The organism is Pelagerythrobacter sp. Soil_C_18 (assembly GCF_057657235.1).
The window spans coordinates 590,420-614,931 of record NZ_JBDGIU010000001.1 but is presented as its reverse complement, the minus strand read 5'-3'; the positions used below and the strand labels follow the sequence as shown (position 1 = coordinate 614,931).

The following is a 24,512-nucleotide window of genomic DNA, read 5'->3' as shown; positions in this document are numbered from 1 at the left end:
TTGCGCGGCTTACGGGGCAGATCGCCTGAGTTGCCACAGCGGATGCCGCGATGACCACCAAGCACACTATTCTCGTCGTCGACGACCATCCGATCACGCAAAGCGGTCTGCGCCTGCTGTTCTCCCGGCACGACAAGTACGAGATCGTCGAGGCGCTCGACCGTGGGGCCACGGCCAGCGCCTTCGTCCAGTCGCAGCCGGTCGACATCGTCATCCTCGACCTCAACATGCCCGACGTGCGCGGCGTGAACGTCCTCGCCGAGATCGTCGGTTCGCGCGACATGACGGTGATCATCCTGACCGGCGAAAGCCATTTCCAGGAAATCGACTATGCGCTGAAGCTCGGTGCGCGCGGGGTGGTGAGCAAGGCCGATCCGCCGGAGGAGATCATCGCCGCCTGCGAGGCGGCGCTCGCCGGCGAGGTCTACGTCTCCCCGCAGATGCGGGAGGGGCTCAGCCGCCTGACGGAAGCGCCGGTCGCACTCTCCTCACGCCAGATGGCGATCCTGCACTATCTGGCGCAGGGGGAAAGCAACAAGGAGATCTCCTATCGGCTGTCGATCGCACAGCCGACGGTCTCGTTCCATATTGCCGAGCTGCGGCGCAAGCTCGACGTATCGAACAACCGCAAGATCGTGGAGCGGGCGCAGGAGCTAAACCTCCTCTGACACGGCGGCAAGCGCCGGGTGATCGCGCATCTCGCAACACAGCGGCTTGATCAGCATCATCCCCACGGTCTCGCTCAGCCGCCCGCGCGTGACCGTCGTATCGTCGTAAGTCGCCGCTGCGACCCGCGCCTGCGGGGCCCTGGCCGACTTGAGCGCGGCACGGAACGCCTCCCGCCGATCGAAGTCCAGCACGCGCCAGCCCGGCAGCGCGCCGTCGAGCTCGCTCGTGGTACACGGCGTGACCACGGCCTGGGCGCAGGGCAGGACAATCTGCACCCGGGTGCCCGCCGGACTCGTCGAGACGATCTCCAGCGATCCCGAGAGTCGCTCGATCAGCCGCCTGGCCGACCGGAAGCCGGAGCCGGTTCCTTGCCCCGCGCCTTCCTCGCGTGCGCGGGGCACGGCCTCGTCGGCGAGCTGCCGGACCATGGCCTGGGTCATGCCGACGCCGGTATCGGTAACTTCGATGACCGCGCGCCCTGCGTCAATCCGCAGCGAAACCGCGGCGCCCCCGGCTTCGGTATAGTGATAGCTGTTGCTCAGCAGGTTCGCGAGCGCCCGCATGAGCATCGGCCGATCGGACACGATGATCGCGTGGTCGTCCACCTCGGCGGTCAGCGTCAGGCTCTTGCCCGCGAACAGCGTCCGGAACATCATCATCAGCGGCTCGATCAGCGCCTGCCCCTTGAACGCGCTGAGTGCGATGAAGCCCGACTCGTTGCCCACGATCGCGGCGCCCGAGATGGTCGTCGAGGCGATTTCGCTCAGGTAGTTGGACGAGCTTTGCAGGATCTCGGTCAGCTCCCGGTGCGCGCCGGTCTCGTCGCTGCGCTTGAGCACATCGATCGCGCTGTTGAGCGCGAGGATCACCTGTCGGCTGTCGTGACCAGAGGCATGAAGCAGCGCGTTCTGGCTGTTCACCGTCGCGAGCGCGAAGGCCTTTTCTTCGGCCAGTTGCTTCGCCCGCTCACTGATCGCCAGCCGCTCCGCCATCGACCGGGCGTAGTTCGCATCCGCTTCCTGCTGTGCGGCCCGGATCTTCTTCAGATTGAGCCCCAGCGCCAGGGTGACCATTATGGACTCGAACAGCCCGACGGGGCCGGCGAGGTGCCAGTTGACCGGCAGCCAGCTGAACACGCCCATCGACGCGATCGCCGCGTAGATGATGAACAAGGCGAGGCTGCCCCAGCCGACCAGCAGCGGCCATAACTGGCGCCCGATCTGGCGCATGGCGGCAAATCCGATGAACGGCAGGAACAGCGCGACGGCGACGGTGATGAACCAGGTGCCGATATGCAGCACCTCGCGGAACGCCTGATCGTAGAATGCCAGGCCCGCCTGGAGGACGATCACCGCGAGCCCGGCGGCGATCAACGTCCTGAGGACGAGGTCGCGCCGCGGGAACGTCTCGGCCGTGCGCACGAAGCTGCGGGCGAACTGCGTCATCGCCACCGCGAAGGCGCACTTGATCGAATCCTCGATCGCCACGCCCAGCAGCGGCGCGTCGGGCAGGAAGAAGATCGTGAAGTAGCCTTCCGAATGGATCGTGTTGAGCGCGAAGAACGCCTCCGCCACGGCCAGCCACACGAACTCGCGGTGGCCCGTGATTGAGAAGAACATGAAGTTGAGGAAGATCAGCACGGCAACGCCGAGGACCACGCCCGACACCATCGCGATGTTCGTGCGCCGATCCTTGAAGAACGTGCCGTAGGTCTCGATCCGCAGCGGCATGTAGGTGGAGTTCTCGGACAGGAAATCGATCAGGATCGTCTTCTCCTGCCCGGGCTCCAGCGCCAGTTCGGTGCTGAAGGCCTGATAGGTCCGCAGGTTCTCGCGCGCAGCCTCCGGATCGGTGCCGTCGACCAGCAGCTCGAGCCGTCCGTCCTCCACCTCGTAGAGGCGGAAATGGCTTAGCGAGCCGCGCCCGGTGGTGAGGATCCAGCTTCCCGCCACTGCGCCGGCGTTGCGGACTTTGAGCGCGACCGTGGTGCGATCGCCGGGTGGGCCGAAATGGACCCCGCGGCCCTCGATCCGCTCCGACGTGGCGGCGAGCACTAGCGCGGGCGGGCGGGCCGCAATGTCGCCCCCGTCGCGGGTATAACGGACGTAAGGCGCGATCGCCGGCGCATCCTCGCCGGCGTGCAGTTGGATGACCGGGAGCTGGATGGTCGGAAGCGGGTCCTGCGCCATGGCCGCCGGCCCTGACAGCGCCGCCAGCGCGAGCAGCACCGCGGCAACGATCCACGTCCTCACCAGGTGAAACGCCCCCCGTTTCGAATCCCCTTCACCTTGCATGTCGCGGTTTCCCCCCAGAACCCCCGAATCACCCTAAAATTCATTGGGTAGACGACATGTGTTTGCGTGAATTAGCTCACCGCGACAAATTTTAACGGACCGGCACCTGTCGGTCGGGGGCGCAACGAACAGAGCGGGCACAATGGCGGAGGCGCATCAGCGCGCTTCGGGCAGCGTTTCCGCACACGTGCACGAATTCAAGGGGAATTTCCTGCCATGACCAAGTTATCCAAGTCGCACCTTCTGGCAACCAGCGCGGTCGCGGGCCTCGCCATTCTGCAACTGACGCCTGCTGCTCAGGCGCAGGACGCGCCTGGACCGCAGGTCATCACGGTGGCGGAAGGCGAGACGGCCGAAGGCGAGGTCGGAATCTACGCCGATGCGGATGTCGGCAGGATCGAGAACCACGGCACGGTCCGCGGCACTGTGCGCGAAGGCGTCTATGCGGCGACCCCTGCCGACGCGACCCTCGAGATCGAGAATGCCGCAGGCGCCGAGATCGCCGGAGAGACGTCAGGCGTGCGGGCGGAGACCCGCGGCGTGGCGCTGACCAATGCGGGCAGCATCCGCGGCGAGGGCAGGGGGGACGGCTTCAGCGCACCGCCCGATGGCGGCGTCAGTCTGTCCGGCACGAGCTCGACCATCACCAACAGCGGCGCGATTTCCGGCGCGCAGTTCGGCGTGGTGACTTATTCGGTCTACGACCCGGAAACCGATACGCTGACCGGCACGATCGCAGACACCACCATCGTCAACAGCGGCACGATCACCGGCGAGAACGACGACGGCATTCGCCTTGCCGGCGGCGGCACGATCACGAACTCGGGCACGATCCAGGGGCTGGCGCAGAACGCCTTCGGCGGCACCGATGGCGTCTCGATCTTCGCGCACAACGATCAGGATCTCGCGGGCTACACGGGCGCGCTGATCAACGAGGAAGGCGGCATGATCTCCGGCGTCCGCTCCGGCGCGGCGCTGTCGAGCGGCGGCACGGTGACCAACGCGGGCACGATCACTGGCGAAGGCCAAGGCGTGTTCATCCAGGGCAACGCGCTCGACGGGGTGGAGCGCGAAGGACAGACCGGCACGCTGACCAATAGCGGCACGATCAGCGGTACCGGCAATTTCGGCGGCACCATGGCCGGCGGCATGGGTGTCAGCTTCGGCAGCAATCTCGGCACCGCGACGCTGACCAACAGCGGCACGATCACCAGCGCCTTCGCCGAGGGTGTCAGCCAGGGCTCGCTCGCCGACCTCACCATCACCAACGCGGAAGGCGGTGTGATCGAAGGCGGCACGTCGGGCATCTACGGCGGCTCCAGCGGCACGATGACGATCGTCAACGCCGGCACGATCCGCGGCAACGGTGTTTACGATGGCTTCGACGCGCCGCCTGACGCGGGCGTGACCATCGCCACCGCAGAGTCGAGCGTGACCAACAGCGGCACGATCACAGGTGCGGGCAGCGGCATCACCACGGCCTATCTCTACGATGAGGAGATCGGCGACATCGTCGGCCTCGCCGTCGGCACGCAAGTGACCAACAGCGGTACGATTGTTGGCGAAAGCAACGACGGCGTGCGCCTGATCGGCGGCGGCACCGTCATCAACAGCGGCACGATCGCGGGCGAGGGCGAGCCTTTTGCCGACGGCATATCGATGTACGCCTTCACCGATCAGGCGAAGGAGGATTTCGGCGCCTCGGTCGTCAACCAGGCCGGCGGCGAGATCGACGGCGAGCGGTTCGGCGTGATCTTCTCGGGCGGCGGCTCGGTGGAGAATGCCGGCGCGATCACCGGCATTGCGGGCGGCGTTTTCCTTCAGGGCACCGTGCTCGACAGCGAGGAAGACCGCAGCGACCTGACTGCCACGGCCGTCAACAGCGGCACGATCACCGGCACCGGCGATTTCGGCGGCACTTATACCAGCGGCTTCGGCGTCGGCTTCGGCAGCGATCTTGCCAGCGCGACGCTCACCAACAGCGGCACGATCACCAGCGCCTTCGCCGAAGGCGTGATGCAGGGATCGAGCGGCGACCTCACGATCACCAACGAGGCTACCGGCGTCATCGAAGGCGCCACCTCGGGAATCTACGGCGGTGCGGACGGCGCGATGACGATCGTCAATGCCGGCACGATCCGTGGCAACGGCGCCTACGACGGCTTCGATGCGGCTCCCGACGGCGGAGTGACTATCGCCACCGCGGAATCGAGCGTGACCAACAGCGGCACGATCTCCGGCGCCGGGACGGGCATCACCACCGCTTACGTATTCGATGCGGACCTGAACGAACTCGTCGGCGCCGCGGTCGGCACACAGGTGACCAACAGCGGCACGATCCTGGGCGAAAGCAACGACGGGGTGCGGTTGATCGGCGGCGGTACCGTCGCCAACAGCGGCGCGATCACAGGCGAAGGCAGTGCCCTGTCTGACGGCGTCTCGATGTACCGCTTCGAAGGGCAGCCGGCTGATGGCTATGCGGCGGTGCTGACCAACGCCGCGGGCGGCGCGGTCACCGGCACCCGCTTCGGCGCGATCCTTTCGGGCGACGTCACGATCGAGAATGCCGGCACGATCACCGGCGAAGGCGCGGGCGGCGTGCTCATCCAGCCGCAGGGCATCGAGGGCGAGACCGGCATAACCGGCACGATCGCCAACAGCGGCACGATTGCCGGCACCAACGGCTACGGCGCGGTGATCCTGGCGACCGACACGGGGACGCTCACCAATAGCGGGACCATTACCGGCGCGACTCTCGGCGTGGTCGTCGAAGCGGCCGAAAGCCCCACCGAGGCGACGCGGGTGGCCGCGCTGACGAACAGCGGCACGATCACCGGCGCGGGCGATTTCGGTGCTGTCGTGGCCGGCTTCTTCGACGAAGCCACAGTCGACAACAGCGGCACGATCAGCGGTGCGAGCCACGGCCTGATCCTCGGCAACTTCGGCAATGCGACGCTGGTTAACACCGGCACGATCTCGGGCGGCGAGCTGGGCGTCTGGGGCGACGGCAGCGGCCCGGTCGTCCTCGACAACGCGGGCTCGATCACCGGCGGAAGCGGGGCGGTCCTGCTCGGCGGCTTCGACGACCACGTGACGCTGCGCACCGGCAGCGAGATCGTCGGCGCGGTCGATGCCAGCGAGGGCATCGACAGCCTCGTGCTCGACGGCGACGTCCTCGAACTGACCGAAGAGCAGCAGCTCGGTGCCTCCATCGGCTTCGAGACGCTCGAGGTCGCCGCGGGCTACTGGACGACGGCGGGAATGGTCGGTGAATTCGCCACCGTCACGATCGGCGAGGCAGGCGCGCTCCAGGTCAACGAAGTCGACCTGGGCGAGGACGGCCTTAGCTCGCCGATCCTTACCTCCGCCGTGACCACCGATGGCCTGCTCGTCCTCAATTTCAGCGAAGACGACCTCGTCTCCCAGCTCGACACGCTGACCATCGCCGGCACCGGCGGGATCGAGCTGATCGGCGAGGCAGTGTTCACCGTCGACACCGACACGTTGACCTACACCGGCGGCACGACCGTCTCGAACGGCGGCCTCGTCCTCACCGGCACGCTGCAGGGCGACGTCACGACCGCGGGTGACGGGTTCTTCGAACTCGGCGCGGGCGGCACCGAAGGCACGTTCAGTGGCGACATCGTCAATGACGGCCGCTTCGTGTTCAACCGCTCCGACGATTACGACTTCCTCGGCGCCTTCTCCGGCTCAGGCGTGCTCGATAAGCACGGCGCAGGGGTGCTCACCTTCGAGGGGGACTACGCGTTCCAGGGCATCACCAACATCTTCGGCGGCGCCGTGCGGATCGGCGGAATCATCGATCCCGGCACCGACTTCAACCTCGGCAGCGGCGGCACCCTCGACATCACGGGCAACGACCAGACGGTCGGCGGGCTCGAAGGCGAAGAGGAAGCCACGGTCGAACTCGGCGAGCAGACGCTCACGGTCAATCAGGAGGAGAACACCGAGTTCGCCGGCGCGATCGGTGGGCTCGGCGGGATCGTCAAGCAGGGCGAGGGCATCCTCAACCTCACGGGCACCAACACCTATACGGGGCCCACTGAAGTCAACGGCGGCAAGCTGGCGGTCAACGGCTCGATCGTCTCGCACGTGACGGTCAACGCCGGCGGCACGCTGGGCGGAAACGGCTCGGTCGGCGACACGGAGATCGGCGATGACGGCACGCTCGCGCCCGGCAACTCGATCGGCCGGCTGACGGTCGCCGGCGACCTGAACTTCGCCGCCGGCTCGATCTACGAAGTCGAGGTCAATGCCGCGGGCGAGGCCGACCGGGTCGATGCCACCGGCGAGGTGACGATCGCCAGCACGGCGGGCGTCGCGGTTCTCGCCGAAGAGGGCAACTACGCGCCCCGCACCGACTACGTCATCCTGACCGGTGCGGAAGGGATCACCGGCACGTTCGGTTCGGTCACCACCGACCTCGCGTTCCTCGATCCGCTGCTCCGCTACGGCGCCAACGAAGTCACGCTCTCGCTCTACCGCAACGATGTCGACTTCGCGGACGTCGCGGCGAACGCCAACCAGGTGGGCGTGGCCGGCGCGGTCCAGGCGCTCGGCATCGACAACCCGCTGTTCGAAGCGGTGCTGATGCAGAACGCGGCCACGGCCAGCGCCACTTTCGGTGACCTGTCGGGCGAGATCAACGCCAGCACGCTGGCCGGCCTGACCGACGACAGCCGCCACCTGCGGGGCGCCCTGCTGGGCATGGCCGCACCCGAGGCCGCCGGCACCTTCGTCTGGGGCTCGGCCTTCGGCGGCTGGGGCGACTTCGACGCCAGCACGGACAGCTTCGGCATGGAGACCGACCACAAGGGCCTCGTGGCCGGCGTCGGCTTCGGCGGCGAGCGCTTCGCGGTCGCGCTCTCGGGCGGCATCGGCGGGTCGGACTTCAACCGCGACGGACGCAACGATGCGGCGAGTGTCGACAGCAAGTACCTCGCCGCCCACGCCACCGTCGGCGCGGCGGGCGGTTTCCACGGCGCGGCCGGCATCGCCTACGCCTGGCACGAAGTGGAGACCACCCGGTCGGTCACCGGCGCTCCGCTGAGCCAGACGCTGACTTCGGACCGCGACGCGACCACGCTGCAGGTGTTCGGCGAACTCGGCTACGACCTGATGGCGGGCACCACCGCTATCACGCCGTTCGCCCGCCTGGCCCACGTCAGCACCGAGAGCGACGCCTTCGCCGAGACCGGCGGCAGTGCCGCGCTCGAAGTGGCCAAGGCCGATCAGGAGACGACCTTCCTCAGCCTGGGTGCGAAGGCCCGCTTCAACGCCGGCCAGCAGGGCTTCCAGCCCTATCTCTCGGCGGCGTGGAACCATGCCTTCGGCGACCGCGCGGCGCAGCTGTCCTCGCAGTTCGCCGCAGGCGGGCCGGTGTTCTCGGTCGTCGGCACGGCGATCCCGAAGGACTCGGCCGAAGTCGAGGCGGGCTTCGACTACACCTCGGGCGCCTTCACCATCGGCGCGGCCTACTCCGGCACGCTCGCTTCGGACCGCACCAGCCACGGTGCGCGGGTGACGGCCCGGTTCGTCTTCTGACGATCTGAACTCTGGACGGCGGAAGGGCCGGGGCGGCGGTGCCGCTCCGGCCTTTTTCGTACGCTGCCTGCCGGTCAGTAGCTGCGCGGCATGCCGAGGACGTGCTCGGCGAGGTAGGAAAGGATCAGGTTGGTCGAGATCGGCGCCACCTGGTAGAGGCGCGTCTCGCGGAACTTGCGCTCCACGTCGTACTCTTCCGCGAAGCCGAACCCGCCGTGCGTCTGGATGCAGGCATTGCCCGCCTCGACCGAGGCGTCGGCCGCGAGCATCTTGGCCATGTTCGCTTCCGCGCCCATCGGCTTGCCCGCTTCGTAGAGCCGCGCCGCCTCGCGCACCATCAACTCGGCCGCGCGCATGTTGGCGTAGGAGCGGGCGATGGGAAAGGATACGCCCTGGTTCGCCCCGATCGGACGGCCGAAGACCTGCCGCTCCTTCGCATAGTCGCTCGCCTTGGCGAGGAACCACTTGGCATCGCCGACGCATTCGGCGGCGATCAGCGTCCGCTCCGCATTCATGCCCGAAAGGATGTAGCGGAAGCCCTTGCCTTCCTCCCCCACCAGCGCGCTCGCCGGAATGCGCATGTTGTCGAAGAACACCTCGGTCGTCGCGTGGTTCATCATCGTGCGGATCGGCCGGATCGTCAGGGACTGGCCCGCAACCTCGCGCATGTCGACGATGAAGGTCGAAAGCCCCTCGGTCTTCTTCGCCACCTGCTCGCGCGGGGTCGTGCGCGCGAGCAGCAGCATCAGGTCGGAATGCTCGGCGCGGCTGGTCCAGATCTTCTGTCCATTGACGACGTATTCGTCCCCCTCGCGCACGGCCGTGGTGCGCAGCGCGGTCGTGTCGGTGCCGCTGGTCGGCTCGGTGACGCCGAAGGCCTGGAGGCGCAGCTCGCCGCTGGCAATCCGGGGCAGGTATTCGCGCTTCTGCTCCTCCGACCCGTGCCGCAGGATCGTGCCCATGATGTACATCTGCGCGTGGCAGGCGCCGCCGTTGCACCCTTCCGCCTGGATCGTCTCGAGGATCGCTGCCGCCGCGGACAGGCCGAGGCCGGAGCCGCCGTATTCCTCGGGGATCAGGACCGAGAGATAGCCCGCCTCGGTCAGCGCGCTCACGAATGCGGTCGGATATTCGCGCGCCGCGTCGAGCTTGCGCCAGTATTCGCCGGGAAACTGCGCGCAGAGCCGCCGCACGCCTTCGCGGATCTCGGGAAAGTCCTCTGTGTCGTAAGGGCTGAGGTTCATGATGCTCCGCCGCTCAGAGGAATTCGCGCAGTTCCGCCAGGAAGTCGTCGAAGCGGTCGTGGTGCACCCAGTGGCCGGCGTTGTCGTAGTCGGTCACGGTGGCGGTGCGGAAATGCGCGATGCGCCCGTCCCTCGCCGGGTTCGACGCCCAACTGTCGTTGCCGTAGATCAGGCGGGTCGGGCACTCGATCCGGTTCCACAGCGCTTCCATCTGGCGGTAGGTCATGTCCTCCGGCGGCCAGGCGTGGACGTGCGGGTCGAACTTCCAGCTGAACGTGCCGTCCTCGTTGCGCATCACCGCGTGCTGGGTGAGGTGGAGCGCCTGTTCCGCCGAAAGGTAGCTGTTCGCCTCGTGCATGCGGCTCAGCGCATCCTCGAACGTGGCATAGCGGCGCGGCTGGCGGGCGGCCGCCTCGCGCTTCTTCTCGAAATAGTCGCCCCAGATCTTCTCCGGTCCCATCGCCTCGCGCTCGGCCTGCCGTTCGGGGGAGGAGCCCAGCCCCTCGATCGCGACGAGCTTGCGCACTTTGTCGGGATAGAGGCCGGTGAAGCGCAGCGCGACGTTGCCGCCCAGCGAGTGCGCCACGATCGTGACCGGCGTAAGATCGTTGAGCAGCACCAGCTGCAGCAGGTCGAAGACGTAGCCCATCACCTGGTAATGGCCGGTGCGGCTCCACCCGCTGTCGCCGTGGCCGCGCAAGTCGGGGCAGATCACGTGCCAGTCGCCCCGCAGCGCCTTCGCGGTCCAGTCCCAGCTCCGGCAGTGGTCGCGCCCGCCGTGGAGCAGGATCAGCGGCGGTGCCTCGGGATTGCCCCAGTCGGCGTAATGCAGCTTGGTGCGCTGCGAGATATAGCTGCGCGAGACGGGGCCGATCAGGTCCATGTGCGCCCCCTCAGTCCACGAAGTCTTCGACGCGCTCGATCACGATCGCGGGCGCCATGCCGCCCGCCGCGCACATCGTCACCAGCGCATAGCGCCCGCCCGTGCGTTCGAGCTCGTCGAGCGCGGTGCCGATCAGGATCGATCCGGTCGCGCCGATGGGGTGGCCGAGCGCGATGGCGCCACCGTTCACGTTCACCTTGTCCTCGGGAAGATCGAGATCGCGGATGAACTTCGCCGCCACCACGGCGAAGGCCTCGTTGATCTCCCACAGGTCGATGTCATCCTTGGTCAAACCCGCCTTGGCGAGCACTTTCTTCGCCGCCGGAACCGGGGCGTTGAGCATCAGCGTCGGGTCGTCGCCCTGATTGGCGGTGGCGACGATCCGCGCGCGCGGCTTGAGACCGTGGCTCTGCGCATAGTCCTTGCTCGCCAGAAGAACCGCCGCCGCGCCGTCGACCACGCCGGAGCTGTTGCCCGCGTGGTGAAAGTGCTTGATCTCGAGGTCGGGGTACTTCTGCGTGACCAGCCCGGCGAATGTCGTGCCCTGCTTGTCGAGCGGGGTCTGCGCGATCTTGGCGAAGCTGGGCTGGAGCTCCGCGAGCCCTTCCGCCGTCGTCTGCGGACGGGGGAATTCCTCGCGCTCGAGCACCACGTTGCCCTGATCGTCCACCACCGTGACGAGCGACTTGTCGAACCGGCCTTCCTCGATCGCGCGCGCGGCGTTCTTCTGGCTGCGCAGCGCGAGCGCGTCGAGCTCCTCGCGGGTGAAGCCCTCGATCGTCGCGATCGCGTCGCCGCACACGCCCTGGTGGCTCTGCGGGTGGACCTGGCGCAGGCGCTCATTGCCCGAACCCATGCCCAGCGGCATGATGCCCGCCTGCATTTCCTCCTGCGTGGAGGAGGCGGTGTAGCTCATCATCTCGGTCCCGCCGGCGACGACGAGATCGGCCATGCCGCTCATCACCTGCGCCGCGGCGAGGTTCACGCTGGTAATCCCGCCGCCGCAGAAGCGGTCGAGCGTCATGCCCGAGCTCGTGATGTCGTAGCCGGCGTCGAGCGCCGCCATCCGGCCCAGGTCGCCGCCCTGCTTGCCCTTCTGCGTGCTGGTCGACCAGATCACGTCGTCGACGTCTTTCGTGTCGAGCGAATTGCGTTCCGCAATGGCCTTGAGCACCGTCGCGGCGAGGTGCTGCGGGTGCATGTGCGCGAGCGCGCCCTTGCCCACCTTGCCGATACCCCGCGGGGTCCGCACCGCGTCGATGATGTAGGCCTCGCCCATTGCAGCAATCCTTCCGTCCGTTTTCCGTAAATCAGTTGACGCATGCGTAAAGCTTGGCCAGCAAGGGCACAAGAACAGTTTCGATAAGAAATGGAGTGGATGGGATGAGCGAGGAGCTGCTGACAGAGGTGCGCGATGGCGTGCTGATCGTCACGATCAATCGCCCCGAAGCGAAGAACGCCATGAACAAGGTGGCGGCCGAGGGAATCGCGGCGGCGATGGACCGGCTCGACGCGGAGGACGACCTGCGGGTCGGCATTCTCACCGGCGCGGGCGGCACGTTCTGCTCGGGGATGGACCTCAAGGGCTTCCTGCGCGGCGAATCGCCGATGATCGAGGGGCGCGGGTTCGGAGGCGTTGTTCAGGCACCGCCGAAGAAGCCGCTGATCGCTGCGGTGGAGGGTTATGCGCTGGCCGGCGGGCTCGAGTTGATGATCGCCTGCGATCTGGTCGTCGCGAGCAGCCAGGCCAAGTTCGGTATTCCCGAAGTGAAGCGCGGTCTCGTCGCGGGGGCGGGGGGCGTGATGATGCTGCCCGATCAGATCCCGGAGCGGATCGCGATGGAGCTGGCGCTGACCGGCGATTTCATCGACGCCGCGCGCGCTTACGAGCTCGGCCTGATCAACCGCGTGGTCGACGGTTCGGCGCTCGACGGCGCGCTCGAACTGGCGGGCCGGATCGCGGAGAACGGCCCACTGGCTGTGCGCCTGTCCAAGCAGATCATCCGCGAATCCCGCGCCTGGCCGATGGACGAGCGCTACGATCGGCAGGGGCCGATGATCGGACAGGTCTTCGTCAGCGAGGACGCGCGCGAAGGCGCGGCTGCCTTCGCCGAGAAGCGCAAGCCGAACTGGAAGGGCAAGTAGCGTGGCGGGCCCGCTCTCCGGGCTGCGTATCGTCGAGTTCGCCGGAATCGGACCAGGTCCGTTCTGCGGTATGATGCTCGCGGATCACGGCGCGGAGGTGGTCCGTATCGACCGCGCCAGCGGCGGGCGCGGCGGGTCTCAGCCGGTGGCGACGGGCGATGTGCTGGCCCGCGGGCGAAAATCGATCGCGCTGAACCTCAAGACGGCCGAAGGCGTCGCGCTTGCGCGAAAGCTCTGTGCGAGCGCGGACGGGATCATCGAAGGCTTCCGGCCCGGTGTGATGGAGCGGCTCGGGCTCGGGCCCGAGGTGCTGCTGCAGGACAATCCGAAGCTCGTCTATGGCCGCATGACGGGGTGGGGGCAGACCGGCCCCTATGCTCCCTACGCCGGGCACGACATCAACTACATCGCGCTCGCCGGCGCGCTGGCGCACTACGGGCGCGCGGGCGGCAAGCCGACCCCGCCGATCAACATGGTCGGCGATTTCGGGGGCGGGGGGATGATGCTCGCCTTCGGCATGGTCTCCGCGCTGCTCAACGTCGCCCGCGGCGGGGAAGGGCAGGTGATCGACGCCGCGATGACCGACGGTGCCGCAGTGCTCATGGCCATGATCCACGGCATGAAGAACATGGGCGTGTGGTCGGAAGATCTCGGCGCCAACATGCTCGATACCGGCGCGCACTTCTACGACACCTACGAGACCCGCGACGGCAAGTTCGTCTCCATCGGCAGCATCGAGCCGCAGTTCTATGCGGAGCTGCGCCGTCTCCTCGGGCTGGAGGACGACCGCGACTTCGACGCCCAGCACGACCGCGCGAAGTGGGGCATGCTCAAGGACAAGCTCGCCGCGCTGTTCAGGACCAGGACCCGCGACGAATGGGACGCGCTGCTGGAACACACCGACGTCTGCTACGCCCCGGTCCTGACCATGAGCGAAGCCGCGCGCCACCCGCACAACCTGGCGCGCGAAACGTTCGTCGATGTCGGCGGCGACGTGCAGCCTGCGCCGGCGCCGCGCTATTCCGTGACCGCCCCGGGCAAGCCCCGATCCGCCCCGATGCCTGGCGACGACAGCGACGCGATCCTCGCCGCGCTGGGCATGGACGCAAACGAGATAGCCGCCCTGCGCGAAGCGGGCACGGTCGCCTGACAGAACCGGAGAGGAACACTTTCATGCCCGTTATCGACGTCCCCGACCCAGAGTTCATGCAGGACGAGGAGATCGCGGTCTTCAGGGATGCGGTCGGCAAGTTCTTCGAGCAGCATGCGCCGGAGAAACGGGTCGAGAAGTGGCGCGAAGACGGCATGGTCGAGCGCGAGTTCTGGACCGAAGCAGGCGCAGCAGGAATCCTCGGCATGACCGTGCCGACCGAGTACGGCGGCCACGGCGGCGATTTCCGGCACGATCTGGTCGTGCTCGACCAGCAGGCGGAGAAGGGCGTCGACGGATTTGCCGCGAGCCTGCACAACGTTATCATCTTGCCCTACGTCGTCCGCCACGGGACGGAGGAGCAGAAGAGGCGCTGGCTGCCGCGGCTCGTTTCGGGTGAGCTGATCTCGGCCATCGCAATGACTGAGCCGGGCGTGGGCTCGGACTTGCAGAGCGTCGCCACCACGGCGGTGAAGGACGGCAACGGATACCGCCTCAACGGCGCGAAGACCTTCATCTCGAGCGGGCAGCTCGCGAACTTCATTGTCGTCGTCGCCAAGACGAACCCGAACGAGCGCGCCAAGGGCATCAGCCTGATGTGCCTCGAGACAGAGGGAGCGGAAGGTTTTCGGCGAGGCAAGAAGCTCGACAAGATCGGGATGGACGCGGCGGATACCAGCGAGCTGTTCTTCGACGATGTCTTCATCCCGGGCGAGAACGTCCTCGGCGGGCAGGAAGGGCGCGGCTTCTACCAGCTCATGGGCGAGCTGCCGCAGGAGCGGCTTGTGATCGCCGTCGGCGCGATGAGCACGATCGAGAAGGCGCTCGACAGTACGGTCGAATACGTCAAGCAGCGCAAGGCCTTCGGGCAGACGATCTGGGACTTCCAGAACACACAGTTCGTGCTCGCCGACCTCAAGGCGCGCGGCACGGCGGCCAAGGTCTTCCTCAACGACTGCATCGCCAAGCTGCTCAAGGGCGAGCTCGACGTCACCACCGCCTCGATCGCCAAGTACTGGCTCACCGAGCTGCAGGGGGAGGTCGTCGACAAATGCCTCCAGCTCCATGGCGGCTGGGGCTACATCAACGAATACCCGATCGCGAAGATGTTCCGCGACAGCCGGGTGACCCGCATCTTCGGAGGTTCGAACGAGATCATGAAAATGCTGATCGCCCGGTCGATGTAGACGGGCGACGGCCGGTTCAGTCCTCGAACGGACGGTTGCCGACGATGGACAGGCCGTAGCCTTCGAGGGCCACCAGCGAGTGGTGCGAGTTGGTCAGCAGTTCCATATCGTGCACGCCCAATTCGGCGAGGATCTGCGCGCCTACGCCGTAGTCGCGGAACTCCTCGATATCCTGCTCGATCGGTTCGCCGCGATGAAGGCGGGTGATCGCGGTCATGTCCTTGCCCGCCGACTTGTTGATCACGACGATCACGCCGGCGCCTTCCGCGGCGATGATCTCCATCGACTTCTGCAGCAGACCGCCGCGCGGCGAATCCTCGCCGAAGATATCGGCGAACGGATTGAGCAGGTGCATGCGCACGAGCGTCGGCTTGCCCGGATCGATCCGGCCGAGGACGAGCGCCAGCGTGTCGTCGCCGGTCGCCTTGTTGTGGAAGCCGATCGCGTTCCACGCGCCGCCGAAGCGGCTGGCGAAACGAGTCTCGGCGCGCTTCTCGACCATGTGATCGTGCTTGCGGCGATAGGCGATGAGGTCGCGGATCGTGCCGACCTTCAGGTCATGACGGCGGGCGAAGGCAATCAGGTCGTCGAGCCGCGCCATCGTGCCATCGTCGTTCATGATTTCGCAGATCACGCCCGACGGATTGAGCCCGGCGAGGCGCGAGATATCGACCGCCGCCTCGGTATGTCCGGCGCGGACCAGCACGCCGCCGTCGCGGGCGACGAGGGGGAAGACATGACCCGGCGTCACGATATCGTCCGGCCCGTGCGCCGCGTCGATCGCAACGCTGATCGTGCGCGCGCGGTCGGCCGCGCTGATCCCGGTGGTGACGCCCTCGCGCGCCTCGATCGAGGTGGTGAAGGCGGTTTCGTGCCGTGTCCGGTTATTGCGGCTCATCGGTTCCAGGCGGAGCTGGTCGCAGCGCGCCTTGGTCATCGACAGGCAGACGAGGCCCTTGCCGTGAGTCGCCATGAAGTTGATCGCGGCGGGCGTGGCCATCTGGGCGGGGATCACCAGATCGCCCTCGTTCTCCCGATCCTCGTCGTCCACCAGCACGAACATGCGCCCGTTGCGGGCCTCGTCGATGATCTCCTCGATAGTGGCGAGCACGGGGCGATCGTCGTTCGCCTTGAGGAACGCGGCCAGCTTCTCCAGCGTGTCGGCGGTCGGATTCCAGCCCGCGTCGCTGCAATCGCGCAAGGTGTTGGCGTGCAGGCCCGCCGCGCGCGCGATGCCGGCACGCGACATCTTGCCGGCGTCGACAAGGGACTGGATCTTCTGCTTGATGGCTGCTGTGCTGAGTTCGGTCATGCGCCGCATTTAAACAGCATCATGTGATTTTGCAATGGTTGATCACATTATAATGTGATTTAGCTCGATCTCACTCTTGCGTGTTCAGAAGATTGCCGATGTGCAGCGCCCCCGGACCATAGAGGTAGGTCGGATCGAAGTCACCGTGTTCCTCGAGCTTGGCGCGATCGGCGAAGCTCAGTATTCCGCGACGGAAGTCCGCAATCCCGAGCCGGCGTAGTTCGCCAATCGCGCGGTTCATGTGCACCGCCGTGGTCCCGCTCATGTCCGCAAGATCGGTCTGGGTCAGCGGAGAGCGAAAGCCGTCGGTCCTGGAAAGGCCCACCATGTCGAGGCGGTGCCAGATCTCCGCCAGCAGATGCGCGACCCGCCGGTTGGCCTTGAGCTGCTCGAGCTTGAGCAGCCATTGGCGGTGCAGGGCGGCGTCGAGCAGCGTTGAGAACCAGAGCACGCGCGACAGATGCGGCTCGGTGGCCATCAATTCGATGAGGCGCTCGTGCATCACCGTGCCGACTTTGGCCGGCCCGATGGTCACCACGTCGTGGTCGAGCCGCTTCAGCGCGAAGGCGTGGAGGTCGACGAAGTCGCCCGGCACCTGCATCCCGACGATATAGCGCCGGTCGTTCTCGTGGATTGCCCGCACGATGAAACCGTCGATCAACATCGTGCTTCGTTCACACACTTCACCGCGTGCTAGGAGACAGTGGCCATCATCGTATTCGCGCACGTCGGTGATCGAGCTTTCGAGAACTTCCTTCTCGCGGTCCGACATCGCCTGACGCAGGCGCCCCATCAGGAACCGGCAAGTCAACGGATAGCGCTCGAGTTCGCCTTTCATCGTAGCGACTACGCGCCGTCACCGCCGCGGTTCCGAACGGGAGGTTCGACATTCCCCTGTCACCAACCCGTCACAAGCGCGGGGCAAGCCGAAAGCGACAAGGGGACTTGCCGCTGTGGATGCGATCAACATCTTCCTGACCGACGAGCTTGCAGAGACGCTCGAAGGTTTCGAGCAGGCCGGTACGCGGTTTGCTTTCGCGCGCCTCTATCCGGAGGGGCCGCGACAACTCGTGGACGGGCCGATCTGGGCTTTCGTCGACTGGGTGATGGACGATCTCGCGGGGCTCGAGATGTGCCGCCGCCTGCGCGCCGATCCCCGGACCGCGGCCGCGCACGTCACGATGGTGCTCGAAAGCGACGATATGGAGGATCGCCGGCGTGCGCTGCGCGCCGGGGCCGACGACTACATGATCGGTCCGCTCGACCGGACGGCCGTGCTCGACCGTGTGCTCGCGCTCCATTCGCATCAGCGCAAGCGGCATCACGCGCAGCGCATCGATCTGGGCGAACTGGCGATTGATCTGGCGGCGCAACAGGCGCGCTGGAGCGGTAAGCCAATCTCGCTGCGGCCGAACGAGCTCCGCCTGTTGCGCTTCTTTGCTGAGAATCCGAACCAGGTCCTCTCGCGCGGAGAGCTCATCGCCGGGCTCGGCAAAGTGGACCCGCCGATCGACGAGCGCACGGTGGACGTATGGATCGGCCGCCTGCGTCGTGCGCTTAAGACCGCCGGGGCTGACAGCCTGCTGCGTACCGTCCGCTCACTGGGCTACGTGCTCGACGCACCCTGAGCGAAAAAGGAACGGGCCGCCCGAGGGCGGCCCGCCAGTAGGGTGGACTAAAAAGTCGCCGTCAGAATTCGGTCGAAAGCGATAGAGCGAAACTCTGCCCGACCTCGTAGCTGTTGATCTCGATCCGGTTGGTGCCGTTCGACTGATATTCCAAGTGATCGCGCCCGAAGATGTTGCGCGCCTCCAGCTTCAGCTCGATCGGACGGCGGAAGAGATCGAACTCCTGCCGGTAGACGAAGTCCACCCGCAGGCCTGGATCCTCGACGATGTCGGGAAGGTTCGAGGTGCCGCGCGCCGTCACCCGTTCGCTTGCGTAGGAGAGGAGGAAGGTGAACTGCTGCAGGCGGTCGAGATCCTCGATGCCGAGCTGCAGGTTGACGAGGTGGTCCGACTGGCCCGTCAACGGCACGCCGTCACGGAAGTAGTCGGTCGCCGGCCGCTCGCCGCTCGGGAACACCCAGGTCACGTCTCCCGGCGTAACTTTGATCTCCGACTGGGTGTAGGTGTAGTTCGCCACGGCGATCGCGCGCTTCGTGTCGAACCAGCCGCCCCATCCGACGAGGTCGTGGTTGTACTGGAACTCCGCTTCTGCGCCGTAGAGCTGCGCCTTCGGGGCGTTGGCGAAGCCGCTGACCTGCACGTTATCGGAAAAGGCGGAGAACACTTCGATCGGATTCTCGATGTCCTTGTAGAACCCTGCCACCGACGCGCGGCTGCCGTTGCCGAAGTAGTACTCGAGTCGGCCTTCAAAGTTGGTCAGCTCGCTGTCGACCAGCATCGGGTTGCCGTTGTACTGGCGGTTGGTTTCCGGATCGTAGTAGGTCTGGAAGATCAGCTCGCGGAACTGCGGCCGCGCGATGGTCTTCGAGGCGCTGATCCGGGCCTGCAGCGCATCGGTCACTTCCCAGGTCAGCGTGCCCGCAGGCAGATAGTAGTCGTTCCGCAGAAGCGTCGAGCTCCCCGAGTTGATCGGCGTAGCGAATACCTCGACCGGGTTCACACTCTGCTTCGCGTCCTCGTAGCGAACGCCGAGGTCGAGCGTAACGCCGTCCAGCGGATTGATGCGCGATTGGACATAGCCGGCCTGGATTTCTAGCCCTGCCTTGAAGGCCGGGTCGGACTGCGTCGTTTCGATTAGGCCGATGCCGTAATAGTCGATCACCGCGTCGCCGAGCAGGAGATCCGGCCTCAGGGCGCCTACGGCGTCTTCGAAGCCGGTGTCTGCATCGAACAGGAACTCGCGCCGCTCCGAATAGCGGCTCGTATCGGTGTACGCGTAGCCAGCCGTCAGCCGCAGCCAGTCGGTGATCGGGTAGCCGACGTCGATCCCACCGTACCACAGATCCTCTTTGAGTTCGGAGAAAGCTACCGACCCGCTGCCTCGTTGGCGATCGAGGACGTTGACAAACAGGTCGCCAAGCGGATCGTTCTCATTGTTCGTCCGCACGTAGGTGAAGCTGTACTCGTAAGGCGCCTCGCGCTGCGTTTGCGCATAGCCGCCGCGCAGATCGATATCGAGATTGCCGAACTCCAACTCGGCCACGAGCTGGCTGTTGATGAGCTGACGTTCGTACCAGGCGGTGTCCTGCTGGAACTCCGTATCACCGTCCTGGAAGTCCTCACCCAGGGCGAGGCGCGACTGCTTCAGGCTGTCGCGAATGTAGAGGTTCGTCCAGCGGAAGGTGTGATCGCCGACCTCCAGGCCGAAGCCCAGAAGACCGTTCACCAGCATGCGATTGTCGGTGACGAAGTCGCGGAAATCGGTGTTCAGATCGAGATCGGCGTTCCGCGCGGTCTGCGAGATGATGGAGCGGTTGCGCCACTTGTTGCTGATCCCGGCCGTCGCGATCACGCCGAACTCCCCGTCGGCAAAGACGGGGAAGGAGGTGCCGGCGGTCAGTCCGGCAGACCAGTTGACCGGCAGCGAGTCGATCCGCTGGGTGAGGACCAGGTTCGGGTTGCCGAGCTGCCTGGCGATCTTCTGCTGGTCGACCTCGAGATCGGTCATCCGGCGGCCGCTGTCGAAGAACTCCTGCAGGGCCGGCGGCGCGTCGCGCGTGCCGTCGTCGAAGCCGAACCAGTCGAAATCCGACCCATAGTGGTCGATGCCGCCGGAGAACGTCGTCTGCTCGTCCCCGCTGATCCCGGCGCTGATCTCGAAGAAGCTCTCATCGGGAATGGCGCGGGTGGTGAGATTGATCACACCGCCGCCGAATTCGCCGGGGAAGTTGGCGGAGTAGGTCTTCTGCACGAGGCTGGAGGCGACCACGTCCGTTGGGAAGATGTCGAGCGGGACGACGCGGCTAAGCGGCTGCGGGCTCGGCAGCGGCAGGCCATTGAGGAGAGCGAGCGAGTAGCGGTCGCCCAAGCCGCGGACGTAGACGAATCCTTGGCCCTGGATGGAGAGGCCCGTCACGCGGCTCAGCGCGCCGGCGATATCGCCTTCACCCGTGCGCGCGATCTGCTCGCTGGTGAGGACCGAGACAACCTGCGTCGAGCTGCGGGTGACGTCCTGCGTGCGGCGGCCGGTGACGATGATCTCGCCGCCGCCACCGGGGATGGAGATCTCCGCTTCCTGCTCCGCGGCGGCATCCTGCTCGTTCTGCGGATCAGGAGGCGTGCCCTCTGCGCCGGTATCAGGCGTGCTAGCCGTTCCCTGCGCGAGCGCAACGCCGGGAAGCGTGAGAGCTGTGGTGAGCAGGAGCAGCCCCGCCAACTGCTTGCCGGTGGACATGGTGGAAGACCCCCTTCGTCTCGAAAAAATCGGAGAAAATGCTGCGGGCCGGTGGCCCTGAAAAACGTGGGAGGCGGCCCGCCGGAAAAAGCGGACCGCCCCCGTTCTGTTGCTCGTTACGACGAGTAGACCGGCAGCGAGGTGCAATCGCCGACGTTGTCGCCGAAGTTCGCCGTGGCCGAGTTGCACGTCCAACCCGCGTACCAGGTGTCGGAAGCGTTGCGGACGGCGCCGATGTAATCGACATCGTCGAAGAAGCTCGACAGAGCAGTCGGATCGAAAGCCGGGACGGCGTTCTCGTTCGAACCGTTGATGAACAAGCCGGTCAGCGTGCTGGTGTACCCGGCGTTGTTGTTCGTACCGCTTTCGAAGATGCTCTGCGTCTGGGCCGCCGTCACGCTGCCGCCGTCGCGGAATGCGGTCGCACAGTCGAGGACGAAGGAATTGAACGTCGGCGCGGCAGCTACCGTTTCTGCGTCGTCGATACGGATGCAGGGGGTGCTCCCGGTAGCATCGACGAGTACCGAATTGACGATGGCATAATCGGTGCCGCCGCGGATGCGGATGGCCTGATCCCGGGTTGCCCCGTTGTAGACGAACGTCGCGTTCGAGATCTGCGTGTTCTGCTGCGGCCGGTCGGCAATCTTTTCGTTGCTGGTGTCGGCCTCGATGATCGTATCGCCAGCATTCGCGCGACTGGCGACGATCACATATTGCAAGTTCGCCTGAACGCCGGTGTCGGTGTCGAGCGCGTCGTCTTCCGCACCCACCACGATCAGGTTCTTGGCGTTGACATAGCCACCGAAGAACTCGACGCCATCATCGGAGCTGTTGTAGCTCATGATGTGGCTGAGTTCGGTGCCCGTGCCGGTGCCGCCGGTCGTCAGCGACTGCAGTTCATTGTTGGCGGACAAGACGAAGCCTGAGTAGCGGATCTGGACGTAGCGCATCGTGCCCGAGCTGTCGTCGTCGGTTGCGCCACCGAAATATGCTGCGTGGGCGGAACCTTCGACGCTGCGTTCGCAGTCGACCGAACCCGGTGCGGCGTTGGGTGCCACGGTGCAATCGGTTACCGGCGCGCGGCCGGCCAGGACCACGCCGCCCCACTGGCCCGAAGAGTTCTCGTTGTTTTCACCGAGCACGTTGTTGCGACTGGTGAAGATGATCGGCATCTCAGGGGTGCCGACCGCGTTGATCTGGTTGCCGCGGTTGACCATCAGGAACGAGGCGCCGCTCGCGTAGAGTATCGCGCCCGGTTCAATGGTCAGCGTAACGTCGGTGTCACTGACCCCGTCCGAGTCATCAGGCGCCCGACCGCCGTCGCTCCCGACATCTACCCGGCCGTTGAGCCGGTAGAGCAGTCCCTGGACATAGGGGAGGGTGGAGGACTCGGTGAACTGGGCCGGCAATGCGCAGACACGGTATTCACCGGTCGGCGTGGCTATCGTCCCTTCGTTCAGAAGCCCGCTCGGATCATTGATGTCCGGGCATTCGGCAGCAGGTGTCACCGTACCGGGCGGCGGCGGAGGCGGCGGGGGTGGGGGCGGCGGGCTCGCCGGCGGGTTGACGATGACATTGCCGCCCGTGCCGGGCGAGCTGATTTCGTCGGCGCCGCAGCCGGTCAGAACGACCAGGCCGCAGCCGAGCATGATGGATCGTTGGAGCATTTTCACAGCGAGCGGTCCCCTCAAAAAACCGAAGAATCGACAGATGCGAAATCGAGATCGCGACTCGCGAGGTAGGACCGTCCCGTGACAGTTTCTTTGCAGAAAATACTATTAGTTATGCGACGGTAATATGACATTTAATAATCAATTATGACAGGTGTGAGTGGCTGCCGCAAAAGCGAGTTTGTTACATAACAATGACATTGTTTCATTTATGTTGCAGACGAGGCAGCCGTATGAGAAATTCATGCCGGTACGAAGAAGCATTGGGAGAAGAGAAATGAGTATTCTAGCTGGAGCCGCAGTGCTCATGCTGGCTCAGAGCGGTGCCGCGATGGACGTCGCTTCCGAGGAACTCATGGCCGAGCGCAACGAAGTCGCGATCGAGCGGATCGAGGCGAACGACCGGCTCGACCGTGACGACCCGGCTCGCCTTATCAACCTTGGAATCGCGCACGCGCGCGAGGGGCGTGTGCAGGAAGCGCGGCAGATGTTCCGTGAAGTTGCCGGCAGCGACGCCGCGATGCGGCTCGAGCTCGCAGGGGGCGAGTGGGTCGATTCGCGCGACCTCGCCCGCCGCGCGCTGCGGATGCTCGACCGCGGAGAGTTTGCGAACCACAGCCGGATGACCATGCGCTGATATCGCGGCGCCGTTAGGGGGCGGGATTCGCGGCTCTTCCGCCGCGCGCGGGGCGATTTGCCGGCCGACAGCGGCAGCCCGGCGAACCCGCTTCACTCTGTCCGATCGCGTGCAACTTGCTGTCACCAGCTTGTCATGTAGTGTGCGCAAGGAGGTCGGACGGAGGGTTCGATGATTCTCAAAGGGTTGCCATGTCTGGCGCTTGTGGCGGGCATTGCCTTGATGCCAATGCCCGCGCAGGCGGACGTCATGGAAATTGGCGCTGACGGCGCGCGCTGGGTCGCGGGCGGCCAGGCGGCGGCGGAGGCCGATGCGATCGAACTTTCCGCAGACTACGCCATACCCGCCGAGGCCGTGGCCATGCCTTCGCAGCATGCGTCCATCGTGCCCGGTCTCTATGTGGTCAAGGTGCAGGAGCTCGCCCGCCGCTTTGATCTCAGCCCCGCGCTGATCGAAGCGCTGGTCTGGCAGGAAAGCCGCTGGCGCGCGAACGCGGTCTCGCCTGTCGGCGCGCGGGGCCTTGCACAACTCATGCCGGCCACGGCGCGCGAACTCGGCGTCGACCCGGCCGATCCCTTTGCCAATCTCGAGGGCGGCGCCCGCTACCTGCGCGCGCAGCTCGACCGTTTCGGCGGCGATCTGGAGAAGGCGCTCGCCGCCTACAACGCCGGCCCGGGGCGGGTCGAGCGCGCCGGCGGTGTGCCCGAGATTCGAGAGACCAAGACTTATATCGCGGCCATCATGGGCCGCCTTTCCAACCATTCCCGCGAGGTTCACTAACTCATGCGTTCGATCGTCCGTCTTTCGGCCCTGGCCGCACTTTTTTCACCGACCGCGGCCTACGCGCAGGCTGCCGCCGACCCGCAGGGGTCCGGGCCGATCGTTGCCGCATTGGGCTGGCTCCAGGGGACGCTGCTCGGCAATGTCGCTACCGCGGTCGCGGTCATGGCGGTCGCGGCGGTCGGGTTCCTGATGCTGACCGGCCGCATGAACTGGCGCTTCGGTGCGACGGTGATCATCGGCTGCTTCATCCTGTTCGGCGCCGCCTCAATCGTCGCCGGCATCCAGCAGGCGGCGGGAGGCTGAGGTGGATCAGCTCGTCCGCCATCCCGTGCACCGTGCGCTTACCCGGCCGCAGATGTTCGCGGGTGTGACGTACAACTTCTTCATCATCAATGCGGCGGTGACGACCGAGCTGTTCCTGATCACGGGCAGCTTCCTCGCACTGCCCGCCGCTGCCGTCATTCACGGCATCGGCTATTTCGCGTGCCTGCGCGAGCCGCGCGTGTTCGACCTGTGGATGACCAAGGTTTCGAAGTGTCCCCGGGTGAAGAACTGGAAGCGCTGGGGCTGCAACAGCTACGCCGCGTGACGGACCTGAAAGGGGTCGAAAG

18 protein-coding genes are annotated in these 24,512 nt (G+C 66.1%); 10 read left to right on the top strand and 8 right to left on the bottom strand.

Annotated features, from left to right (window positions below):
* The first annotated feature begins 50 nt into the window (after positions 1-50).
* Positions 51-668, top strand: a complete 618-nt coding sequence (locus tag AC3A5N_RS02735) for a response regulator (protein ID WP_487735767.1) — start codon at positions 51-53, stop codon at positions 666-668.
* Here the strand turns inward: AC3A5N_RS02735 and AC3A5N_RS02730 are convergent.
* Positions 654-2,921, bottom strand: a complete 2,268-nt coding sequence (locus tag AC3A5N_RS02730; protein ID WP_487735766.1) for a sensor histidine kinase — start codon at positions 2,919-2,921, stop codon at positions 654-656. The genes AC3A5N_RS02735 and AC3A5N_RS02730 overlap by 15 nt on opposite strands.
* 258 nt (positions 2,922-3,179) lie before the next feature.
* Between AC3A5N_RS02730 and AC3A5N_RS02725 the strand changes: the two genes are divergently transcribed.
* A complete protein-coding gene (locus AC3A5N_RS02725; RefSeq protein WP_487735765.1) occupies positions 3,180-8,528 on the top strand; it encodes an autotransporter domain-containing protein in 5,349 nt (1,782 codons plus the stop codon).
* Between the two features lie 74 nt (positions 8,529-8,602).
* Here AC3A5N_RS02725 and AC3A5N_RS02720 read toward each other — a convergent pair whose 3' ends face one another.
* Genes AC3A5N_RS02720 through AC3A5N_RS02710 form a run of 3 tightly spaced genes read right to left on the bottom strand, consistent with a single transcriptional unit; the run spans position 8,603 to position 11,934 of the window.
* Positions 8,603-9,772, bottom strand: a complete 1,170-nt coding sequence (locus AC3A5N_RS02720) for an acyl-CoA dehydrogenase family protein (RefSeq protein ID WP_487735764.1) — start codon at positions 9,770-9,772, stop codon at positions 8,603-8,605.
* Between the two features lie 13 nt (positions 9,773-9,785).
* Positions 9,786-10,655 (bottom strand): alpha/beta fold hydrolase, encoded by an 870-nt coding sequence (locus AC3A5N_RS02715; protein WP_487735763.1) that lies wholly within the window; start codon positions 10,653-10,655, stop codon positions 9,786-9,788.
* Between the two features lie 10 nt (positions 10,656-10,665).
* Positions 10,666-11,934 (bottom strand): acetyl-CoA C-acetyltransferase, encoded by a 1,269-nt coding sequence (locus AC3A5N_RS02710; protein WP_487735762.1) that lies wholly within the window; start codon positions 11,932-11,934, stop codon positions 10,666-10,668.
* A gap of 104 nt (positions 11,935-12,038) precedes the next feature.
* On the opposite strand from AC3A5N_RS02710, the gene AC3A5N_RS02705 reads away from it, so the two are divergent.
* Genes AC3A5N_RS02705 through AC3A5N_RS02695 form a run of 3 tightly spaced genes read left to right on the top strand, consistent with a single transcriptional unit; the run spans position 12,039 to position 15,137 of the window.
* Positions 12,039-12,800, top strand: a complete 762-nt coding sequence (locus tag AC3A5N_RS02705) for a crotonase/enoyl-CoA hydratase family protein (RefSeq protein ID WP_487735761.1) — start codon at positions 12,039-12,041, stop codon at positions 12,798-12,800.
* Position 12,801: 1 nt separating this feature from the next.
* Positions 12,802-13,950 (top strand): CaiB/BaiF CoA transferase family protein, encoded by a 1,149-nt coding sequence (locus AC3A5N_RS02700; protein ID WP_487735760.1) that lies wholly within the window; start codon positions 12,802-12,804, stop codon positions 13,948-13,950.
* 23 nt (positions 13,951-13,973) lie between these two features.
* Entirely contained in the window at positions 13,974-15,137 is a 1,164-nt protein-coding gene (locus AC3A5N_RS02695; protein WP_487735759.1) for an acyl-CoA dehydrogenase family protein, read from the top strand.
* Between the two features lie 16 nt (positions 15,138-15,153).
* Here AC3A5N_RS02695 and ribB read toward each other — a convergent pair whose 3' ends face one another.
* On the bottom strand, positions 15,154-16,449 hold the full coding sequence (ribB, locus tag AC3A5N_RS02690) for a 3,4-dihydroxy-2-butanone-4-phosphate synthase (RefSeq protein ID WP_487735758.1): 1,296 nt from the start codon (positions 16,447-16,449) through the stop codon (positions 15,154-15,156).
* 70 nt (positions 16,450-16,519) lie between these two features.
* Positions 16,520-17,287 carry a Crp/Fnr family transcriptional regulator gene (locus tag AC3A5N_RS02685; protein ID WP_487735757.1) on the bottom strand — a complete coding sequence of 256 codons (768 nt, stop codon included), beginning with the start codon at positions 17,285-17,287 and terminating at the stop codon, positions 16,520-16,522.
* Between the two features lie 115 nt (positions 17,288-17,402).
* Between AC3A5N_RS02685 and AC3A5N_RS02680 the strand changes: the two genes are divergently transcribed.
* On the top strand, positions 17,403-18,077 hold the full coding sequence (locus AC3A5N_RS02680) for a response regulator transcription factor (protein ID WP_487735756.1): 675 nt from the start codon (positions 17,403-17,405) through the stop codon (positions 18,075-18,077).
* Between the two features lie 61 nt (positions 18,078-18,138).
* On the opposite strand, the gene AC3A5N_RS02675 is transcribed toward AC3A5N_RS02680, so the two are convergent.
* Together AC3A5N_RS02675 and AC3A5N_RS02670 are read right to left on the bottom strand one after the other, a co-directional pair.
* Positions 18,139-20,811, bottom strand: coding sequence for a TonB-dependent receptor domain-containing protein (locus tag AC3A5N_RS02675; protein ID WP_487735755.1), 2,673 nt, complete (start codon positions 20,809-20,811; stop codon positions 18,139-18,141).
* Between the two features lie 116 nt (positions 20,812-20,927).
* Complete coding sequence (locus AC3A5N_RS02670; RefSeq protein WP_487735754.1) at positions 20,928-22,478, bottom strand: hypothetical protein; 1,551 nt, start codon at positions 22,476-22,478, stop codon at positions 20,928-20,930.
* A gap of 280 nt (positions 22,479-22,758) precedes the next feature.
* On the opposite strand from AC3A5N_RS02670, the gene AC3A5N_RS02665 reads away from it, so the two are divergent.
* The 4 genes from AC3A5N_RS02665 (at position 22,759) to AC3A5N_RS02650 (ending at position 24,490) form a co-directional block, all read left to right on the top strand.
* A complete protein-coding gene (locus AC3A5N_RS02665; RefSeq protein ID WP_487735753.1) occupies positions 22,759-23,118 on the top strand; it encodes a hypothetical protein in 360 nt (119 codons plus the stop codon).
* A 171-nt stretch (positions 23,119-23,289) separates the two neighbouring features.
* Entirely contained in the window at positions 23,290-23,898 is a 609-nt protein-coding gene (locus AC3A5N_RS02660) for a lytic transglycosylase domain-containing protein (protein ID WP_487735752.1), read from the top strand.
* Between the two features lie 3 nt (positions 23,899-23,901).
* Complete coding sequence (locus tag AC3A5N_RS02655; RefSeq protein ID WP_487735751.1) at positions 23,902-24,204, top strand: TrbC/VirB2 family protein; 303 nt, start codon at positions 23,902-23,904, stop codon at positions 24,202-24,204.
* Position 24,205: 1 nt separating this feature from the next.
* On the top strand, positions 24,206-24,490 hold the full coding sequence (locus AC3A5N_RS02650; RefSeq protein WP_487735750.1) for a VirB3 family type IV secretion system protein: 285 nt from the start codon (positions 24,206-24,208) through the stop codon (positions 24,488-24,490).
* Positions 24,491-24,512: the final 22 nt, after the last annotated feature.

Excerpts from the sequence above, each read along its gene's own strand:
- AC3A5N_RS02735 (WP_487735767.1), top strand. The coding sequence starts at position 51 with ATGACCACCAAGCACACTATTCTCGTCGTCGACGACCATCCGATCACG.
- AC3A5N_RS02725 (WP_487735765.1), top strand. The coding sequence starts at position 3,180 with ATGACCAAGTTATCCAAGTCGCACCTTCTGGCAACCAGCGCGGTCGCG.
- AC3A5N_RS02720 (WP_487735764.1), bottom strand. The coding sequence starts at position 9,772 with ATGAACCTCAGCCCTTACGACACAGAGGACTTTCCCGAGATCCGCGAA.
- AC3A5N_RS02715 (WP_487735763.1), bottom strand. The coding sequence starts at position 10,655 with ATGGACCTGATCGGCCCCGTCTCGCGCAGCTATATCTCGCAGCGCACC.
- AC3A5N_RS02710 (WP_487735762.1), bottom strand. The coding sequence starts at position 11,934 with ATGGGCGAGGCCTACATCATCGACGCGGTGCGGACCCCGCGGGGTATC.
- AC3A5N_RS02705 (WP_487735761.1), top strand. The coding sequence starts at position 12,039 with ATGAGCGAGGAGCTGCTGACAGAGGTGCGCGATGGCGTGCTGATCGTC.
- AC3A5N_RS02695 (WP_487735759.1), top strand. The coding sequence starts at position 13,974 with ATGCCCGTTATCGACGTCCCCGACCCAGAGTTCATGCAGGACGAGGAG.
- ribB (WP_487735758.1), bottom strand. The coding sequence starts at position 16,449 with ATGACCGAACTCAGCACAGCAGCCATCAAGCAGAAGATCCAGTCCCTT.
- AC3A5N_RS02685 (WP_487735757.1), bottom strand. The coding sequence starts at position 17,287 with ATGAAAGGCGAACTCGAGCGCTATCCGTTGACTTGCCGGTTCCTGATG.
- AC3A5N_RS02675 (WP_487735755.1), bottom strand. The coding sequence starts at position 20,811 with ATGTCCACCGGCAAGCAGTTGGCGGGGCTGCTCCTGCTCACCACAGCT.
- AC3A5N_RS02670 (WP_487735754.1), bottom strand. The coding sequence starts at position 22,478 with ATGCTCCAACGATCCATCATGCTCGGCTGCGGCCTGGTCGTTCTGACC.
- AC3A5N_RS02665 (WP_487735753.1), top strand. The coding sequence starts at position 22,759 with ATGAGTATTCTAGCTGGAGCCGCAGTGCTCATGCTGGCTCAGAGCGGT.
- AC3A5N_RS02660 (WP_487735752.1), top strand. The coding sequence starts at position 23,290 with ATGATTCTCAAAGGGTTGCCATGTCTGGCGCTTGTGGCGGGCATTGCC.
- AC3A5N_RS02655 (WP_487735751.1), top strand. The coding sequence starts at position 23,902 with ATGCGTTCGATCGTCCGTCTTTCGGCCCTGGCCGCACTTTTTTCACCG.